The sequence below is a fragment of the uncultured Desulfosarcina sp. genome (genome assembly GCF_963664155.2).
Lineage (GTDB): Bacteria > Desulfobacterota > Desulfobacteria > Desulfobacterales > Desulfosarcinaceae > Desulfosarcina.
The window spans coordinates 4,085,766-4,103,890 of record NZ_CAXXXH010000001.1; the positions used below are offsets into that span (position 1 = coordinate 4,085,766).

17 protein-coding genes are annotated in these 18,125 nt (G+C 53.2%); 13 read left to right on the forward strand and 4 right to left on the reverse strand.

The genetic code is table 11. The annotated features are described in order from the left end of the window. Positions 1-109: 109 nt before the first annotated feature. Entirely contained in the window at positions 110-706 is a 597-nt protein-coding gene (locus ACHZBS_RS18610; protein ID WP_319408027.1) for a TetR/AcrR family transcriptional regulator, read from the reverse strand. Positions 707-878: 172 nt separating this feature from the next. Beyond that, on the reverse strand, positions 879-3,242 hold the full coding sequence (locus ACHZBS_RS18615) for an SLC13 family permease (protein WP_319408028.1): 2,364 nt from the start codon (positions 3,240-3,242) through the stop codon (positions 879-881). A gap of 78 nt (positions 3,243-3,320) precedes the next feature. On the opposite strand from ACHZBS_RS18615, the gene ACHZBS_RS18620 reads away from it, so the two are divergent. From ACHZBS_RS18620 to ACHZBS_RS18630, 3 genes are all read left to right on the forward strand, one after another. Next, positions 3,321-3,923: a zinc ribbon domain-containing protein gene (locus tag ACHZBS_RS18620; RefSeq protein ID WP_319408029.1), complete on the forward strand. Its 603-nt coding sequence runs from the start codon at positions 3,321-3,323 to the stop codon at positions 3,921-3,923. 118 nt (positions 3,924-4,041) lie between these two features. Further along, the gene (locus ACHZBS_RS18625) at positions 4,042-4,227 is read left to right on the forward strand and encodes a hypothetical protein (RefSeq protein WP_319408030.1); all 186 of its coding nucleotides are present in this window, start codon (positions 4,042-4,044) and stop codon (positions 4,225-4,227) included. A gap of 178 nt (positions 4,228-4,405) precedes the next feature. Then, the gene (locus tag ACHZBS_RS18630; RefSeq protein WP_319408031.1) at positions 4,406-4,630 is read left to right on the forward strand and encodes a hypothetical protein; all 225 of its coding nucleotides are present in this window, start codon (positions 4,406-4,408) and stop codon (positions 4,628-4,630) included. Between the two features lie 28 nt (positions 4,631-4,658). Here ACHZBS_RS18630 and ACHZBS_RS18635 read toward each other — a convergent pair whose 3' ends face one another. Beyond that, positions 4,659-4,856, reverse strand: coding sequence for a type II toxin-antitoxin system HicB family antitoxin (locus ACHZBS_RS18635; RefSeq protein ID WP_319408032.1), 198 nt, complete (start codon positions 4,854-4,856; stop codon positions 4,659-4,661). A 1,003-nt stretch (positions 4,857-5,859) separates the two neighbouring features. On the opposite strand from ACHZBS_RS18635, the gene ACHZBS_RS18640 reads away from it, so the two are divergent. The 10 genes from ACHZBS_RS18640 (at position 5,860) to ACHZBS_RS18685 (ending at position 16,553) form a co-directional block, all read left to right on the forward strand. Beyond that, on the forward strand, positions 5,860-8,289 hold the full coding sequence (locus ACHZBS_RS18640; RefSeq protein ID WP_319408033.1) for a CRISPR-associated endonuclease Cas3'': 2,430 nt from the start codon (positions 5,860-5,862) through the stop codon (positions 8,287-8,289). Positions 8,290-8,301: 12 nt separating this feature from the next. After that, a complete protein-coding gene (cas5c, locus tag ACHZBS_RS18645; protein ID WP_319408034.1) occupies positions 8,302-9,006 on the forward strand; it encodes a type I-C CRISPR-associated protein Cas5c in 705 nt (234 codons plus the stop codon). Further along, a complete protein-coding gene (cas8c, locus tag ACHZBS_RS18650; protein ID WP_319408035.1) occupies positions 9,003-10,961 on the forward strand; it encodes a type I-C CRISPR-associated protein Cas8c/Csd1 in 1,959 nt (652 codons plus the stop codon). The genes cas5c and cas8c overlap by 4 nt, the downstream gene beginning before the upstream one ends. After that, complete coding sequence (cas7c, locus tag ACHZBS_RS18655; protein ID WP_319408036.1) at positions 10,951-11,790, forward strand: type I-C CRISPR-associated protein Cas7/Csd2; 840 nt, start codon at positions 10,951-10,953, stop codon at positions 11,788-11,790. Before cas8c ends, cas7c begins: the two co-directional genes overlap by 11 nt. Before the next feature lie 15 nt (positions 11,791-11,805). After that, positions 11,806-12,651 carry a Fic family protein gene (locus tag ACHZBS_RS18660; RefSeq protein WP_319408037.1) on the forward strand — a complete coding sequence of 282 codons (846 nt, stop codon included), beginning with the start codon at positions 11,806-11,808 and terminating at the stop codon, positions 12,649-12,651. Then, positions 12,648-13,169: a four helix bundle protein gene (locus ACHZBS_RS18665; RefSeq protein ID WP_319408038.1), complete on the forward strand. Its 522-nt coding sequence runs from the start codon at positions 12,648-12,650 to the stop codon at positions 13,167-13,169. Before ACHZBS_RS18660 ends, ACHZBS_RS18665 begins: the two co-directional genes overlap by 4 nt. 96 nt (positions 13,170-13,265) lie before the next feature. Next, positions 13,266-13,910 (forward strand): CRISPR-associated protein Cas4, encoded by a 645-nt coding sequence (gene cas4, locus ACHZBS_RS18670; protein ID WP_319408039.1) that lies wholly within the window; start codon positions 13,266-13,268, stop codon positions 13,908-13,910. After that, positions 13,907-14,947 (forward strand): type I-C CRISPR-associated endonuclease Cas1c, encoded by a 1,041-nt coding sequence (gene cas1c / locus ACHZBS_RS18675; RefSeq protein ID WP_319408040.1) that lies wholly within the window; start codon positions 13,907-13,909, stop codon positions 14,945-14,947. The genes cas4 and cas1c overlap by 4 nt, the downstream gene beginning before the upstream one ends. Next, a complete protein-coding gene (gene cas2 / locus ACHZBS_RS18680; protein ID WP_319408041.1) occupies positions 14,944-15,234 on the forward strand; it encodes a CRISPR-associated endonuclease Cas2 in 291 nt (96 codons plus the stop codon). Before cas1c ends, cas2 begins: the two co-directional genes overlap by 4 nt. Before the next feature lie 542 nt (positions 15,235-15,776). Continuing rightward, positions 15,777-16,553 (forward strand): alpha/beta hydrolase, encoded by a 777-nt coding sequence (locus ACHZBS_RS18685; protein WP_319408042.1) that lies wholly within the window; start codon positions 15,777-15,779, stop codon positions 16,551-16,553. Between the two features lie 239 nt (positions 16,554-16,792). Here the strand turns inward: ACHZBS_RS18685 and ACHZBS_RS18690 are convergent. Further along, a protein-coding gene (locus ACHZBS_RS18690) for an IS3 family transposase (RefSeq protein WP_319405970.1) occupies positions 16,793-17,928 on the reverse strand; the annotation gives its coding sequence in 2 pieces (ribosomal slippage) (positions 16,793-17,649 and positions 17,649-17,928; 1,137 coding nt in all). Positions 17,929-18,125: the final 197 nt, after the last annotated feature.

Sequence of the window (18,125 nt, forward strand, 5' to 3'; positions counted from 1 at the left end):
CCCCACGAAGTGACTGACTCATCAGTCATGCCATGAGGTCAAAAAAAGCCGCCACGGATTTGAGCAGTGGCCGGCCGGTTGATTTTCCTGGTCGATTGACAACCTGTCGTTATTTGGACAGGCCGTTGAGCATAAAGTCGGTCATTCTCCGGCTTAATTTGTCGATATCAAAATGATTTTTTACTCTCATAAAATAAAAGAGGCTGCTGTCAAATAGACCGATTAAAAAGGTGGCCGCTGTCTCCGCATCTTCAAAGGCCAGGTACCCCTTGTTTTTGCCGAGCGACAGGTGCTTTCCAATCCTTTCGATAAATTCGGAATAGATATTTTCATAAATCCCATTGAACTGTCCGCTATTACTGTTTCCTTCCACAAAAAGGAGCCTGGCCATTTTGTAATTGGCGGTGAAAAGGGTGATCAACTCACGGATAAATGCGAACAGCTTTTGCCGGATCGCTTCAATGGACGTACCGGTAAACAGGTCGGCGGCATTATCCAGCAGACTTAAAAACAGCACTTTGAATTCCGAGCATATGTGGTGGAAGATCTGTTCCTTCGACTGGAAGTGGAGATAAAAGGTTCCCTGCGCGACACCGGCTTTAGCGACGATATCCGAGATCCGGGTTTTCTGAAACCCGTTTTCGTGAAATACATCGATGGCCGCGGATAAAATCTGCTGTTTGGTTCGTTCCCGTTTCTCGTTCATTTCAGCATCCGGTTTCTGAATCGTTGAACCCGTGAAAAATGACTGACCAGTCATTCATAGAATTCCCGTGATGGCCTGTCAAGTGGAAAGTTGTCCATCCCCGCATGGGCCGGATCACTCAGTTTTCAGTCCTCGGCCGTCGGGTCTCCGCACTCAGTCATCCGACCGCTGCCTACAGCGGCCAGAAGATCGGCAGCACGATCATCAGCACGACCAGCACCACGAGGGTCAGGGGCACGCCGACCTTGACGTAGTCGATAAACCGATACCCGCCGGGGCCCATGACCAGTACGTTGGCCGGATGGGAAATGGGTGACGTGAAACTGGATGACGCCGCCATGGCGATGCCCATCATCAGGGCGTAGGGTGAGATGCCCAGGCTGGCGGCGGTTTTCAGGGCGATGGGCACCATCAATACCACCAGGGCTGCGGTGGGGATGATGCTGGTGGCGATGAAGGTGATGGCCAGCATTCCGAACAGCACCGCATAGGGTCCGAAGGGACCCAGGGTTCCCACCACCCCCTCGGCCAGGAGGCGTGCGGCGCCGGTGTTGTCCAGGGCGGTGCCCAGAGGCAGCATGCCGGCAATGAGAAAAACGGCTTTCCATTCGATGTAGCGGTAGGCCTCCTCCATGGTCAGGCAGCGGGTCAGCACCATGAATGCCGCGCCGATGACCACCGCAATGTAAATGGGCATCCAGCCCATGATTACCGGGATCAGTACGGCGACCATGATCGTCAGGGCCGCCTTGGCTTTTTCTTCCCGGGGGGCTTCCTGAGCCGCCTCGGTGAGCACCAGAAAATCCGGTTCACGGCCCAGCAGGTTCAGTTTGTCCCACGGGCCATACAGCAACAGGGCGTCGCCGAAGTGCAGGGCCATGTCTCGCAGGTCTTCCCGATAGGCGGTGCCTTTGCGCCAGATGGCCAGGACGGTCAGGCCGTATTTCTCCCGGAAATTCATCCGGCGCAGGGTCATGCCGGAGAGCACGCTGTGGGGCGAGAGCATTACTTCGACCAGTCCCACCTGGTCATCTTCCAGCATGGACGGGTCCGGTGAATGGGTGGAATCTTCTACGAACATGCCTTGGAGGCCCTGCATGAGAAGAATGGAAATCATGTCGGCCGTTCCGGAAACAATCAGCCGGTCATCGGCTTCGAAACGGTCGTCCGAGGTGGGGATCATGGCCGTTCCGTCCCGGCGGACGAGGCACAGGATCTGGACATCCACGGCATCACCCAGGCGGCTTTCGCTGAGGGTCAGCCCGATCAGCTTCGACGCGACGGGGACACGCAGCTGGCGCAGGCGCTGGTCCAGGTTGGCGTGTTGCGCCACATCGCCGGCGGTGAGGATTACCGCCGGCAGAAAGTGTTCATCGTCTTCCAGTTCGGCCAGTTTTCCGGACGGGCCATGCACAATGATGGTGTCGCCGGATTTCAGGGGTTGAAATTTCAGATCTTCATCTATCTGCCGCCCGCCTCGGTCGATGGCCAGCACATTAAGGCCGAAGCGGTTGCGAAATCCGATTTCCGAAAGGGTATGACCCTCATAGGCGCCCCCGGGATTAAGGCCGAGCCGTGCCACCTGCATGCCGTGGGTGAACAGGGTGTCCAGTCCGATGGCATCGATCTCGGTGAGCAGCTGCCCCCAATGGTTCATTTCCTGGATCTGGTCCAGGCTCCCTTCCACGATCAGCAGGTCATCGTTGTGGATGACTTCGGTGATGGGAGGCGCCAGCAGCGTTGCCCCGCCGCGGGTGATACCGACCACAGTGAGCCCCAGGGCGGCTCCCAGTCGGCTTTTGGCCAGGGTCTTGCCCACCAGGGCCGAGCCGTCGGGGATCTTGATCTGAAACAGATGCTCCTGCAGCCGGTAATGTGATCGGAAATCGGGGAGGCGCCCGGCGGCGGTCTCCCTGGCCATGTCGCGTTTGGGGAGAAGGCGCGTGCCGATCAGCGTGACGAAGGCGATGCCGCAGGTCATCACGATAAGACCCACGGGCGAGAAGTCAAAGAGCTTGAACGGCTCCAGACCGTTCTCCCGCAGCGCTTCGCTGACCAGGATGTTGGGCGGCGTGCCGATCATGGTGGTCAGCCCGCCCAGCAGCGATCCGTAGGCTAGGGGCATCAGCAGGGTGGACGGCGAGCGGTCGGTCTTGCGGGCGATGTCCATGACCACGGGCAGCATGAGTGCAGCCACGGCCACGTTGTTCATGAAGGCCGACAGCACACCGGCGACGATCATGATGATTACCACCAGCATCGATTCCCTGCCACCGGCGACCTTGAGCAGCTGCCGGCCGAGGATATTGGCGATGCCGGTGCGCGTCAGGCCGCCGCTGAGGATGAAGACCGCCCAGATGGTCACTACCGCCGGGTTGCTGAATCCGGCCAGGGCCTCCTTGGGGCTGACGATGTCGGTGATCGCCAGCACGCCCATAACCAGCATGGCCAGTACTTCAAGGGGCGCCCATTCGGTGACCAGAAGGACGATGACTGCGACCAGGATCGCCAGTACCGTCATGATTTCAGGAGTCATCTGCGGTATCCCTTTCCGTTGTATCGGTTTGGGTTAATTTGCCCGGCAACCCGGTGGTCGGCCGGGCGATGGAGCCACATGCAGGCATCAGAGGCGGCCGTTTCGAGAGGTGATGCAATAAACTATAAACAATTACCCGCAAATTTCAACAAGGCCGATGAGATCGCCGGGTGGTCGGCACCGGTCACCCTGTGGCAGACCGCTAACGGGCTACTGTTTTTCTCATCCGTTACCGTCCTGCCGCCGATCGGTTGTGGCGCAATTCAGCAGCCTATTGATCCGGCCACACAAATGGGGTACCTAATGGTCATTTTTCTGGCCCACCCATCCAGTCTTTCTCTAAGAGCGTCGATCATGAAAAAATGTCCCTTCTGCGCGGAAGAAATTCAAGACGAAGCCATAAAGTGCAAACACTGCGGCGAGTTTTTAGATGCCTCCAGAAAGCCGCGCGCTGCAGAGGAAAAGGTCGAATGGTATTTCCGGAAATCCTTTATTATCCTCGCCGTCTGCTGTGTGGGGCCGCTGGCGCTGCCCCTGATCTGGTGGCATCCGGAGGCGACGCGGGCATGGAAGATCGGGCTCACCATCGCCATTCTTGTACTCAGCTGGATTCTGTTTCAGCTGTCGATCGAATCGTTGCGTATCCTCAAGGAGTATTACCAGCTGCTCGACAGCCTTTGAAAGGATTGACGGGAAAAGAATACGAAAATGGTATTGACCCGACTATGGGTTCACCGTTTACAGGGGGCATTGTCATGGCCACGACGATAATCAAAAATAAAAGCCAAGGAGAAAGACAATGCAAAGCAAGTTAAACAAAGATGAGTGGGTCGCCATGTTCCGGGAGATCGGACTGACCGAAAAGACGATGATGAAGTGGCACCGGCTGTTCGAAAGTCGCCATCCGGAAAGTCATGCTGATTTTTTGGCCTGGCTGGGCATTTCACCCGATGAGATAGCCAGCATCCGCGCAAATTTCCGCTAAGTGCGCCCACCCGGTGGCCGCTGTTGCGGCCGCCGGTGTTCCGCCAGAATCATCTGCGCCGGCCTGCCTTGGATGCGATCAAGATGCGTTCGGAGAAAATAACAACTCAATGTTCGTGTCTTTCGTAGGTGCGGCTTCCAGCCCCGATTGATGGTGAACTCACCGCAGAGGCGCAAAGATGGCAACGGTAATTGGGGTTGAAGAATTGGCTGCCAGTGGATTAGAGGCGCTTGCGAAATTCAGCTCTATCTGGCATCCTCACGATACCGCCCATGGTGAACGCATTGATTGGATTGTTTCGAGGAATGGTCAGAAATCGTCGGCCATCCGACATGACGACGTGTTTCTTGCCCTGCCGTACCACGGAAAAACCGGCTTTTTCCAGAGCCCTGATCGCGTGTAATGTTGAACCCCGGCTATTTTCGGCATAATCAGACGGCCACGTCGATTTCACGCATATCCGCGTCCTTGACTGATTCGTAAACGGCAACAAGGTAATCCGTTATCGCCTCTTTGATATTCTCGATGGCTTCGGCTTCCGTATCCCCTTTTGACCAGCAACCGGGCAAGCCGGGGCAATGGACGCTGTATCCCTCATCGGATTTATTTAATACGACCTTGTATTTCATAGTGACCTCTTTTCCCTGACATTCGCTTTACCATTCACAGTTACGATCATGGGGATGGGTTTCAAGAATAAAAGTATCAAGATCAGGTTAGTCGGCTGTAGGCTGCAGGTTGAAGGTGATCAGTTAACCAATCCAACCAATCCAACTTTTTTTCATCACCTGTGACCTGATCTGTCACAACGGCGTGATATAAAACGCTGAAGGCGGAGGCCGGAAGACGGATGCCCAACGGTGAGGATTCGAATCCGGCAATCGCGATATTATCGAAATAAAACCCTTGATTGTTTTTTGGGCATAATCTAACAACGGTGACATTCAATCCGCGAACAATTTTTCGAACATCGAACAGTGAACATCGAACGTCCAACGTCCAATGATGTGATCGCTTCGCTCTGTCGTTTGATAAAAAGCACGCATTTTTCGGTTGCCGCCTGTGAAAGATGGGTTGAACATAGAAACCGACAGCATTCCTTATTCGACGTTCATTGGACGGATTTTTCGCCCTCGCATCCATTTGGGGGCATACGGCCGGGTGAGGGGATGATACGATCCAATACCCTTTTCCCCCTGATCCCGGGTATGTTCCATCCAGTTCGATTTTTTGGTTCCAAGATCTGCCAGTTCGATAATTTATCGCTCCATAGATCCTTGTTCCAGTTGGAGCGGCTTCCAGCCGCGTTTTGTTTTGTTCACCGCAGAGGCGCGGAGGTCGCAAAGGATGAATTCTGGGGATTGGAGATTCTGGAATGATGGCATTTCAGGGAAAAAGTGGGCAGACAGTGATTTACAGGTCAGGTTGCGTCGCAGGCACGCCCTGACAAAATGCTGAGCTTTTCTGTGAGCCGGTGAGGGGGGCGACTATCTTTTTGAAGGGAAAAAGAGGGCTCGAAAAATACATATTACTTTGACCTCATGTGACAAAATATTGTGGCATATTCACAGATAAAAACATTAGGCTTAGGAGCTCTTTTAATTTACATCAAGGCTCGGGAGAGGCTCGCGGATGAATATTGAATTCATTGCCCACCTACGCGAATCAGATAAAAAAGTACAAACTCTTTGTAATCATCTAAATGAAGTCTCCATCATCTGCAGTCGATTGACCAGCAAAATTAGTTTGCCTCAAGCAGGGCGCTTACTAGGATTGTTACATGATTTAGGCAAATATAGTCATGATTTTCAGGCCTACATAAAATCATCGAGCGGTATGTTCAACCCGGATATTGATGATGAATATGTTGATGCCAAAGGATTAAAGGGCAGGATCGATCACTCCACGGCCGGAGCGCAATGGGTGTGGCAGAGCCTTGGCCGTAACAGCAGGCAAGGTGGGCTTATAGGTCAAATCCTGGCGACCTGTCTGGCCTCGCACCATGGCGGCTTGCTTGATTGCTTAAGGGTCGATGGAACAAACGGGTTTCAAAAACGAATCTCAAAAGCGGATGAGGAAACCCATCTTCGTGAATGCCTTAACTCCTGTGACAAGGAAATCATGCGCACATTGACCGGCCTTGTCTCTGACTCTTTTTTGAGGGATTCCTGGGCAAAGATTGTTGCCATCGTGGATCCGCAAAGAAAAGAAGCCGATCGTCTCAAGCATTTTCGCCTTGGTTTTTTAACTAGATTTCTTTTCAGTTGCCTGATTGATGCCGACCGCATCAACAGCGCTGATTTTGAGAACCCCGGCAATGGAAAATTCCGCTCATTTGGCCCACCGGACTGGCAGCCTGCCATTGACCGGCTGGAGTCGCACCTTGCCGATCTTTCGGAGCGCAATCTGGTGGATGTGATTCGCAATCGGGTTTCAATCCAGTGCCGGAGACGGGCTGCTGATCCACGGGGTATTTATACGCTCACCGTGCCAACCGGCGGCGGAAAGACATTTGCCTCTATACGATACGCACTACACCATGCCAAAGAACATCGGTTGGACCATATTTATTACATCATCCCTTATACATCCATCATCGAACAGAACGCCAAGGTCATTCGGGAAGTACTGGAAAAGACAGATGATGACTTTCCCTGGGTCCTGGAGCACCATTCCAACCTGGAACCGGAGTCCCAGAGCTGGCACGCAAAGCTTTCTGCGGAGAACTGGGATGCCCCGATCATTTTTACAACAACGGTGCAATTTTTGGAGGTGCTGTTCGGCGGTGGCACCAGAGGGACCAGGCGGCTGCATAACCTGGCCAGATCCGTTATCATCTTTGACGAGATCCAGAGCCTGCCGGTGAAGTGTGTGCATCTTTTTTGCAACGGAATTAAGTTCATAGTGGAACATGCCGGCAGTACAGCCATTCTCTGCACCGCGACTCAGCCCCTGTTGAACGGTGTCAATCCCGAATATGGCGCCTTGAATGTGCCTGCCGAAAATGAGCTTGTTCATGATGTTGCTGGCCTTTTCCATGAGTTGAAAAGGGTAGAGATTGTAAATTTGCTGCGGCCTGGAGGGGGGAGTGAGGAAGAAATCGCCAGCCTAGCGATTACCCAGTTGCGCGAGAAGGGTAATTGCCTGGTGGTGGTCAACACCAAAGCCTGGGCCCGAAAGCTTTTTACCTGCTGTCTGCCACACCTGGATGCGGAAGTCCTTGTCCATCTCAGCACCAGCCTGTGCCCGGCTCATCGCAAAGCAATTCTGGCCAAAAGCAATAAGCGGCTGGAATCAGGTCTGCCAATCCTTTGCATCTCCACGCAGCTCATCGAGGCAGGGGTGGATGTTGACTTCAACGCGGTGGTCCGCTTCCTTGCCGGCCTGGATTCCATCGCCCAGGCCGCGGGCCGCTGCAATCGCAACGGCCGTCGTGAAACCTGCCAGGTTTTTGTGGTCAATCCCTGCGGTGAAGCCATCGCCATGCTGGATGATATCAGGATCGGGCGGGACAAGGCCCAGCGGGTTCTCGGGGAATCGGAGCATGATGATTTCCTGAGCCCGCAAGCCATGGCCCGCTATTTCTCGTACTATTTTTTTGAGCGGGCGGAGCTGATGAGATATCCCCTCACCGAAAATCAGGCGGGCCGCCGGGATACCCTACTGAGCCTGCTCAGCGACAACCTCTGCAATGTCGGCCGGGCGAAAGACCCGCGCAAGGCGATGTTCAGTTTGCAGCAATCCTTTAAAACCGCCGGCCGAGCATTCGTGGCCATTGATGCGCCAACCCGGGCGGTGATCGTCCCCTATGGCGATGGCAAGGACATTATCGCACGCCTCTGCGCTGAGTTCGCGCCGGCCACCGCCCATGGCCTGCTCAGGAAAGCCCAGAATTATTCGGTTAATCTCTTTCCCAATGTGTGGGACAAGCTCATTGAGGAGCATGCAGTTTATCCCGTGCAGGAAGGTGAAGGCATCTTTTACCTGGATGAACGGTATTACAGCGAAAATTTCGGAGTCTCCACCGAAGTGGTCGCTGAAATGAGCGCCCAGATCGTATAAGGAGGAAATTGGATGAACAACAGCATCAGTTTCAGGTTGTGGGGCCGGTATGCCCTGTTCACCGATCCGGTGACCAAGACAGGCGGTGAGAAGTGCTCCTATCATGTGCCGACCTATGAGGCGGTCAAGGGTGTCTTGAAGTCCATCTACTGGAAGCCGACGATCATCTGGTATGTCGATAGGGTCCGGGTGATGAAAACGCTTCGGACCCAGACCAAGGGGACCAAGCCGCTGGCCTGGAGCGGCGGAAATTCGCTTGCCATATACACCTTTCTTCACGAAGTGGAGTACCAGGTCCAGTCCCACTTCGAGTGGAATGAGCACCGGCCCGGGTTGGCCCGCGATCGCATAGACGGCAAGCATTACAGCATCGCCAAGCGCATGCTGGAAAAGGGCGGACGGCAGGATATATTTTTGGGTGTCCGTGACTGTCAGGGCTACGCGGCGCCGTGCCGGTTCGGCGAGGGCGAGGGGGCCTATGACAGGATTGATGAATTTAGTTTCGGCCTGATGTTTCATAGCTTTGACTACCCGGACGAGACCGGGAAAAACGAGCTGGCCAGCCGATTCTGGCAGGCCACCATGCACAAAGGAGTTCTTCAGTTTCCCCGACCGGAAGAGTGCGAGAAGAGAAGATTCATCCGCCCCATGACGGCAAAGCCCTTTGGGCTGGATGAAAATCTCCTGTCGGTTGAACGCGAGGAGGTTGCGCTATGAGTTGGATGGCGAAACTGTATCAAACCTATAACAATATTGCGAAACTTCAAAATTATAATGAGCATAACATATTATGGCCGATAGCCCATTTCGTCAAAAATGCCCATCTTGAGATAGTCATTGATATAGAAGGAACATATCTTAAAGGAAGAACCAAGACTTTACAAGGTGAAGAAGGCCCTACTTTGATCCCCGCATCAGAAGCATCAGCAGGCAGATCGGGTAGTAAAATCGCTCCTCATCCACTTTGTGATGAAATAGGTTATTGTGCTTTTGACTACCCTAATGCAGATCAGGAAAAAGTTGCTGCTTATATGACGCAGTTGGAGGATTGGGCAAATTCAAGTTGGTCTCATCCAAAGGTCATGGCCGTTTTAAAATATCTCCTAAAGAAAAATCTTTGGAAAGATTTGTCTGGAGAAATTGAATTCCCCGTGAAAATTGAAAAATTAGGTGGCAACAGCCAAAAAATAGAGACAAGTAAGGTGTTTATCCGTTGGCGTATTGAAAAACCTGGGGAATTAGATAGCACGACTTGGATGGATAATGATTTGATAAACGCCTGGATAGACTATGATCGTGATCGTAATAGTAAAGAAGGTTTCTGTTATATTCTGGGAAAGAATGAAAGAAGAGCATCAAATCACCCGCGTTTCCTGAGATGGCCGGGCGATGGTGCGAAACTTATTTCTTCTAATGATCATAGTGGCTTTACCTTTCGCGGACGGTTTACTGATTCAAAGACAATGATAGATCGAAATGGTGCCCAAGCAGTTTGTGTTGGCTTTGATGTCACACAAAAGGCGCATAATGCTCTCAGGTGGCTTCTATCCGGACAAAAATGTTTCCATAATGATGAGCAGGTTTTCGTTTGTTGGGCAGTTTCATGTAAAGATTCTCCGGATCCATTTAAAGCGTCGTGGGAGCTGTTTCTGGCAGATCCTGAGTTCAATGATACGCCGGCGGACGAACCCGAGGATCCCCGTATCGACCACGCTATCGATATAGGCGGTTCTTTTGCGATAAAGCTCAGGAAATATCTGGCGGGTTACCATGCCACCCTGGATGTTAACGAGCAGATCATCATCATGGGACTGGATTCGGCGACTCCGGGACGCATGGGCATCATCTATTACCGCGAACTTTTGGCCAGCGAGTTTCTGGATCGAATCGAGGCTTGGCACCGGCAGTTTGCCTGGCCGCAGCGCCACACCCAGGTACTCTCTGACCCCAAAGGTAAAAAGAAGCCTGTCCGAGAGACGATCTGGCCTGTTTCCAGCCCGGCGCCCAGGCTTATTGCCGAAGCAGCTTATGGAGATATTTTGAAAAGCAATGACACATTGAAAAAAAGTGTCATTGAGCGAATATTGCCCTGCATCGTCGATGGCAGACCCTTTCCGCGTGACATTTTGGCGTCGGCGGTGCGCAGGGCCGCCAACCGCAATATAGGTGAAAAGTGGGAATGGGAAAGAAATTTGGCGGTGGCCTGCGCCCTCTATAAAGGCTTTTATCTGCGGCATCCCCAGGAAAATGAAAGGAGAGAATACAGTATGTCGCTGGAAGAAGATTGGACGTCAAGGGATTATCTATATGGCCGCCTGCTCGCATTGGCGGAAAGGATTGAAGAAACGGCGCTACGGATTGGGGGCGAGGAAAGACCCACTACCGCTGCCAGGTTGATGCAGCGATTTGCCGACCGCCCCTTCTCGACCTGGCGCAATATTGAACTCGCCCTGCAGCCTTACATGCAGAGATTGCAGGCTAACAGGGCAGGCTTTCTATTCAATCGCAAAAAGGAATTGGACGCGGTGCAGGCGTTGTTTTCCCATAGTGATTTTGTCAGCGACAAAACGTTATCGGGCGAGTTTCTGCTTGGCTATCATTGCCAAAAGCAGGCCTGGGTAGATAAGACAGCTGATGTGAAGGATGAAAAGGAGGAGAAACATGAGTCTTGAAAATAAAATAGATTTTGCGATTATTATATCGGTAAAAAATGCCAACCCGAATGGTGACCCATTGAATGGCAACAGACCCAGGGTGGATTATGACGGATTGGGGGAAATTTCGGATGTATGTTTGAAGAGAAAAATACGAAACCGCCTTTTGGCTGACGGCCAGTCGATTTTTGTTCAGTCAGATGATAATAAAATTGATGGGATGGCGAGTTTGAAGGCCAGAGCGGAGTCCGATGAATACGGTTTGGGAAAAGATGCCTTTAACAGCAAGAAAACCAAGCCCGAAGAGGCAGCACGCCTGGCCTGTGAAAAATGGTTGGATGTGCGAAGTTTCGGCCAACTTTTCGCTTTCAAGGGCACGGGCGCCGATGGTGTGTCGATACCGATCCGTGGGCCTGTCACAATCCAATCGGCATTCAGCGTTGAACCGGTCAGTGTCACCAGCACCCAGATTACCAAAAGTGTCAGCGGTGAAGGTGACGGTACCAAGAAAGGCTCTGATACTATGGGAATGAAACACCGGGTGGACAAGGCAATCTATGTCGCCTTTGGCGCCATGACCCCGCAACTTGCCGAGCGAACCGGCTTTGATAACAAGGATGCCGAGACCCTGAAAAAAGTTCTGCCCCGGCTTTTTGAAGGGGACGCTTCATCGGCCCGGCCGGAAGGCAGTATGATAGTGGAAAAAGCGGTTTGGTGGCAGCATAACAGCAAGTCGGGCCAGTACTCTTCCGCCAGGGTTCATAGGACATTACAGGTAAATCCGGACGGCAGTTTTGAATTGAATAATTTGGATGGCTTGGATCCGGAAGTAATTGATGGTTTTTAAACCGTGAGGGGAATCATGCTCGACTTTCTTAGGGGACTCGACAAGGACCTTCGCAAAGCCCTGCTGACCCAGCTTCGCAACCTGTGGACCCACACCTCCACGGCCATCGAGGGTAACACCCTTACGCTCGGTGAAACTGCCTTTGTCCTGGAAGAGGGCCTGACCATAGCCGGCAAGCCGCTGAAGGATCATCAAGAGGTGGTGGGACACGCCCGGGCCATCGATCTGGTGTATGACTGCCTTCAAAAAGGGCGTCCATTCGGCGAAGCGGATCTGTTCGCCCTGCATCAGGCGGTGCAGACGGAGGTGGTAGTCGATTTTTACAAGCCGGTCGGCGACTGGAAAAAAGAACCCAACTCTTCAGTCAGTGTTGTTGACGAAAAACAGGTGATTTTTGAATATGCCCCACCTGATGATGTCCCCCCGTTGATGGTCGATTGGTTCAGGCTGTATGGCGAGCTAAGTTCAGCGATAAGCCCCGGCGACCGGCAGCTTGCGCTGACGGCTTATGTGAAGCTCCACATCAGTTTTGTACGCATTCATCCTTTTTTTGACGGGAATGGCCGTCTGGCCCGGTTGGTGGCCAACCTTCCGGTTCTCATGGCCGGTCTGCCGCCGATCATCATCCCCAGGGAACAGCGCAAAGCATACATCGACGCGTTGTCAGCGTATCATTATGCCGTGGGCCAGATCCGGGCCGGAAACGAATTGCTGCCGAAAGCGGAAAAGCTGGAACCGTTTACAGCGTTTTGCCGTCAGGCGTGGCAGGCATCCCTGGACTTGGTCCAAGAGGCTCGGGAAAAGCAGAGGGCCAGATCCAACAAATTGCCTTCTGGATCTGATTGCGAGGCATCACCATGACCTACGCCCGCTTTGAAGACCTGCCTGTCTGGAAAGAGGCCATCCGTTTATGCAACGGGGTCTACGATATGACGGAAAGCCGGGAATGGAAAGGCAGTCGCAGCCTAAGAGACCAGATCGAGCGAGCCGCATTGTCGGTATCCAACAATATCGCCGAAGGGTTCGAACGCGGTACGACCAATGAGTTGCTGGCGTTTCTCTATATTGCCCGCGGTTCGGCGGGAGAAGTCCGTTCCATGCTCTGTTTTATCGAACAGCGGAAGGCGTTCGCCAATTTCAAATCTCAAATTTCAAATTTGAAATTAATGGCCGAGAGCTGTTCTCGACAATTACGTGCATGGGCAGATCATCTGCAGAACTCCGAAATAAAAGGCCAGCGTCATTTAACAGAAAAATCGAAACAGCACTATCATGCTCAAAAAGGCGCTGAGGAATTTGAAAAAAAGCTCCTGGAAAATTTGCCTCTGGATCATCCCATGCGTAAATACAAGCTTGGAAAAGAGAAATCGGGGCGATAAGGATGCCCACACCTCTAAGACGTTGACATTGTTTTCAAATCGGTTGCCCAAGTTCACAAAAATAAGCGCCAAATTCTTTTATCGTCAAAGGTTCTTATGTTCGCCGAATCCGATCTCCTGCCCTTATCCGCCCTCCAGCACATCTGCTTTTGCGAGCGGCAGTGCGCCCTGATTCATGTGGAACAGGTGTGGCTGGAAAACCGTTTCACGGCCGAGGGGCGCGTCCTGCACGACAGGGTGGACTCGGGCAAGAGTGAATCGCGGCGGGATGTGCGCATCGCCTATGCCGTGTCGCTGCAATCGCTTCGGCTGGGCCTGGTGGGCAAGGCCGATGTGGTGGAGTTTCACCGGGAGAGAAACGCCGCCGGGAAAACTGTTTGGCGGTCCTTTCCCGTGGAATACAAACGGGGGCGGCCGAAGAAGGACAACTGCGACACGATCCAGCTTTGCGCCCAGGCCCTCTGTCTGGAGGAGATGCTGGGGCATCGGATCGGCAACGGGGCGCTGTTTTACGGGAAGACCCGGCGGCGCCAGGATGTGGTTTTTAGTGATGAACTGCGTGAGGAGACGGAGCAGGTGGCCCGGCGGCTTCATGCACTCTTCGACGCGCGGGCTACACCCAAACCGGTATTCGATAAGCGCTGCCCGAACTGTTCTTTCTTTTCATACTGCCTGCCGGAAACGCTTAGCGGTAAAAAATCCGCCAGCCGGTACCTTGACGCCATCCGCGAGGGAAAATGAAAAAGCATCTCAATACCCTGTTCGTGACCACCCAGGGCGCGTATTTGAATAAGGAAGGCGAAACCGTCGTCGTCTCTGTTGATCGTGAGAAGAAGCTTCAGCTTCCTGTCCATACATTGGACGGCATCGTCTGTTTTGGTAATATCATGTGTAGCCCCTATCTTATGGGCTTTTGCGCGGAGCGTGATGTGGCAATTAGTTTTCTTACCGAGTATGGACGATTTCTGGCACGGGTCCAGGGGCCGGTGTCCGGTAATGTGCTGCTTCGCCGGGAGCAGTATCGGCGGGCGGACAGCGACGAGGCGTCGGCCGCCATCGCCCATGCCTTGCTGGTCGGCAAACTGGCCAACACCCGGACGGTGCTGCAGCGGGCGGTCAGGGACCACGGCGACAAGGTGGATGCGGCCGGGATCAATGCTGCCTCGGACCATCTTGCGGCATTGCTCAAGAGTATGCGTTCGGATATGCCGCTGGATTCCCTGCGGGGCATGGAAGGGGACGCGGCGCGGGTCTATTTCAGCGTTTTCGATCACCTCATCGTCAACAAGGGCAACGGGTTTTCGTTCAATGGCCGCAACCGGCGCCCACCGCTGGACCCGATCAACTGCCTGCTGTCGTTCATCTATACCCTGCTGCTGCACGACGTGCGCTCGGCGCTGGAATCGGTGGGGCTGGATTCGGCCGTGGGATATCTGCATCGGGACCGGCCGGGTCGGCCCGGTCTGGCACTGGACATGATGGAGGAGTTCAGGCCTGTGATCGCGGACCGGCTGGTGCTCTCGCTGATCAACCGGGGGCAGGCCGCTGAAAAGGACTTTATCGTTCAGGAAACAGGCGCCGTGTTCATGAGCGACGATCTTCGCAAAACAGTCCTGGTGGCCTATCAGAAACGCAAGCAGGATGAGATTTTTCACCCGTTTCTTGAGGAAAAGGTAGCCGTCGGTTTGCTCTTCAGCACCCAGGCCCTGCTTCTGGCCAGATATCTGCGCGGTGACCTGGATGCTTATCCGCCCTTTGTCTGGAGGGAATGCCCATGATGGTGCTCGTGAGCTACGATGTGTCGACCATGGACGTGGAGGGGCCCGGCCGCCTGCGAAGGGTGGCCAAAATCTGCAAGAACTACGGCCAGCAGGTGCAATACTCGGTCTTCGAATGTATTGTTGATCCGGCCCAGTGGGTTGTTTTCAAACAGAAACTGATCGATCAGATCGAGGAAGAAACCGACAGCCTGCGGTTTTACTTTCTCGGCGCCAACTGGCGAAACCGCATCGAACATATCGGCGCCAAACAGAGCTTCGACCAGGAGGGACCGCTGATTGTATAAACCCCGGTGGTAGATCATCTGCGAACCCCAAGCGCACATGATTTGCCAGGGATGTTCGCAGTGTGTCTTATGTGCTTGATAAAAAAATGGAAAAGGGGGTGGTGATAATTTTCAGTGAGAACTTTAACGCCATTTTTAAGGATTACCGCGTTATCCTTGAAATTTACCATAATAAAACAGAGCGTTAAAGCGCAGCAGTCGCCCCCCGCGCGGGGGCGTGGATTGAAACAGAATCGGTCCATTTTTTACCTTGGTCCTTCTCGTCGCCCCCCGCGCGGGGGCGTGGATTGAAACTCGTTTTGGTCCATTTTGCTAACTCCATGTAATTAAATACCTCTCGAACTGAATTTGATTTTGCTTGATTTCCGCTGAAAAATTGTGTTGGCTGGACAAACAGTTAAATATTGAGCATATCCCAAAAACTAAAAGTGTAAATTTTTCGGTTCATTTTCCATTGTTCGGACGTAATACGCCAATACGTGGAAAATTTTCCACGTATTGCTACTATTGGGCGACACTCATTTGTCTCGGGAGGGCGCAAGGTGGCTGATACGATCTTAATGATTCACGGAATGTGGGGTGGACCATGGTATTGGTCGAACTACCGGCGTGTGTTCGAGGCGCACGGCTACCGATGCGTAGCGACGACTTTGCCATATCACGACATGGACCCTCAAGGTGTGCCGGATTCTCGTCTCGGAACGGCCAGTTTGTTGGATTACGCTGAAGCACTAGAACTAGAAATCCGACAGATGGACGAGAAGCCGATCGTGATGGGGCACTCCATGGGAGGTCTGTTGGCTCAGATACTGGGCGCACGCGGACTGGCAAAATCTCTTGTCTTGCTCACCCCCGCATCGCCTTCAGGCATACTGGCCCTCAAGCCTTCCGTGATCAGAAGCTTCTGGAGCGTTATGACGAAGTGGGGCTTCTGGAGGAAGCCGATGCGCCAGACATTCGGCGAGGCGGTCTATTCGATGCTGCATTTGTTGCCGAAAGACGAACAGAAACAGGCCTACGATAAATTCGTCTATGAGTCCGGGAGAGCGGCTTTCGAAATCGGTTACTGGCTTTTCGATGCACGAGGCGCATCGAAGGTCGATGACTCCAAGGTGACCTGCCCCGTCTTGGTGGTAGCTGGTGCTCAGGACCGGATAACGCCGGCATCGGTCGTCCGCAAAGTGGCGCAAAAATATAAGGCGGTATCGACCTACAAGGAATTCGAAAATCACGCCCACTGGGTCGTGGCCGAACCTCTGTGGCAAGAGGTTGCAGAGTATATCGGCGGCTGGCTCACCAGACCGCAAGCGGAAAACTAAGATTCGGGCATTACTGCCCAGCAGCACAATTGAGGATACGGTCTGCTATCGGCTTCGGTGCTTCCATCCTGTTTCTCATCGCGAACGTACCAACACAAATTGTCAAAGAGCGATAAGGCCGGGTCAACCTTGGCTTTTTCCATTTAAGAAGGGTGCCACGGAGGTGGACCCCATCGGCTGGACAGCCTGAGGGGTAGAATAAGCTATGAGCCGAGAGCTTTTTAAAAGATAAAAAGGCATCAGGCAGCCTCGGCGAAAGGATGGGGCAGACCGTAATAAACCTCATCCGGGGTTCTGTCGTCAAGGGCCGAATGGCCCCGTTCGTGATTGTAATAATCGAGCCACCGGCCCAGACCCTGCCGCAGCGCCTTACCGGTGTCGAATGCGTGCAAGTAAATGTATTGGTGTTTGAGGGTCCACCACAGCCGCTCGACGAATATATTGTCCTGGCAACGACCCCGACCATCCATACTGATGGCGACCTTGTTATCGATGAGAACCTTGGTGAACGCGTTGCTGGTAAATTGAGCCCCTTGGTCGGTATTGAAGATTTCCGGTGGCTCATAGCGGCTCAACGCCTCTTTAAGGGCATCGATACAAAAGGCGCTGTCCAGGGTGTTGGATATCCGCCAGGCGAGCACCTTGCGGCTGTGCCAGTCCATGATCGCCACCAGATACATGTACCCACTGGCCATGGGGATGAAAGTGATGTCGCTGGCCCAAACCTGATTGGTGCGACTGATGGTCATACCCCTTAGCAGATAAGGATATACCTTATGCTGGGGATGGGGGCGGCTGGTCCGCGGTTTGGGATACACCGCCTCGATACCCATTAATCGCATCAGCCGCTGAACCCGTTTGCGATTGGCTGTTATGCCCTGACGATCCAGCTGGCGGCTGATCGTTCGGCTGCCCGAGGATGGATTGGTAAGATACAGTTCGTCGATCTTGCGCATCAGTTCCAGCTCTTCTTGGCTTATGGGTATGGGTTGGTAGTAATAGGATGACCGGCTAAGATCGATTAGTTCACACTGCCGGGAAACGCTCAGCTGCCGATCCAACGGATCGATCATGGATTTACGCTGTTTGCGATTCAGCTGCTGAGCTTGCGTGCTAAAAAATCGTTTTCCACCTTGAGTTGACCGATCTGGCGGTACAGTTCGGCGGTTTGGGCATCGGCCTGTTTTCTGGATCGGTGGCTTTTATCGAAGATATCGGCTGCACCGTCGAGCATCTGCCGCTTCCAGGTGGAAATCATGGTGGGGTGAACACCAAATCGACTGGCCAACTGTGCTGCGGTTTCTTCGTTCTGAATGGCAGCCAGAGCGACCTTGGCTTTGAACTGTGGACTGTGTGATTTGCGCTTGTTACCCATCGTCAGATCCTCCTCATTTTTGGTCTGACTCATAGCTTAGCACATTGTCCAGTTTTTGGGGTCCACCGCCCACTACATAGGCTTCAGATGCCTATAAAGTTTCCCCCCGCGCGGGGGCGTGGATTGAAACATTTTTGTAGTTTTGAATAATAACAGCGCTCATCGTATTGGGATGGGCAGCAATGCTGGCCTTTCTT

What these genes read in the sequence shown, in the direction of transcription:
- ACHZBS_RS18625 (WP_319408030.1), top strand. Translation starts at nt 4,042, where the DNA reads ATGCAAAGCAAGTTAAACAAAGATGAGTGGGTCGCCATGTTCCGGGAG.
- cas7c (WP_319408036.1), top strand. Translation starts at nt 10,951, where the DNA reads ATGAGTCTTGAAAATAAAATAGATTTTGCGATTATTATATCGGTAAAA.
- ACHZBS_RS18620 (WP_319408029.1), top strand. Translation starts at nt 3,321, where the DNA reads ATGCAGGCATCAGAGGCGGCCGTTTCGAGAGGTGATGCAATAAACTAT.
- ACHZBS_RS18640 (WP_319408033.1), top strand. Translation starts at nt 5,860, where the DNA reads ATGAATATTGAATTCATTGCCCACCTACGCGAATCAGATAAAAAAGTA.
- ACHZBS_RS18665 (WP_319408038.1), top strand. Translation starts at nt 12,648, where the DNA reads ATGACCTACGCCCGCTTTGAAGACCTGCCTGTCTGGAAAGAGGCCATC.
- ACHZBS_RS18615 (WP_319408028.1), bottom strand. Translation starts at nt 3,242, where the DNA reads ATGACTCCTGAAATCATGACGGTACTGGCGATCCTGGTCGCAGTCATC.
- ACHZBS_RS18630 (WP_319408031.1), top strand. Translation starts at nt 4,406, where the DNA reads ATGGCAACGGTAATTGGGGTTGAAGAATTGGCTGCCAGTGGATTAGAG.
- cas4 (WP_319408039.1), top strand. Translation starts at nt 13,266, where the DNA reads ATGTTCGCCGAATCCGATCTCCTGCCCTTATCCGCCCTCCAGCACATC.
- ACHZBS_RS18660 (WP_319408037.1), top strand. Translation starts at nt 11,806, where the DNA reads ATGCTCGACTTTCTTAGGGGACTCGACAAGGACCTTCGCAAAGCCCTG.
- cas1c (WP_319408040.1), top strand. Translation starts at nt 13,907, where the DNA reads ATGAAAAAGCATCTCAATACCCTGTTCGTGACCACCCAGGGCGCGTAT.
- cas2 (WP_319408041.1), top strand. Translation starts at nt 14,944, where the DNA reads ATGATGGTGCTCGTGAGCTACGATGTGTCGACCATGGACGTGGAGGGG.
- ACHZBS_RS18635 (WP_319408032.1), bottom strand. Translation starts at nt 4,856, where the DNA reads ATGAAATACAAGGTCGTATTAAATAAATCCGATGAGGGATACAGCGTC.
- ACHZBS_RS18610 (WP_319408027.1), bottom strand. Translation starts at nt 706, where the DNA reads ATGAACGAGAAACGGGAACGAACCAAACAGCAGATTTTATCCGCGGCC.
- cas8c (WP_319408035.1), top strand. Translation starts at nt 9,003, where the DNA reads ATGAGTTGGATGGCGAAACTGTATCAAACCTATAACAATATTGCGAAA.
- cas5c (WP_319408034.1), top strand. Translation starts at nt 8,302, where the DNA reads ATGAACAACAGCATCAGTTTCAGGTTGTGGGGCCGGTATGCCCTGTTC.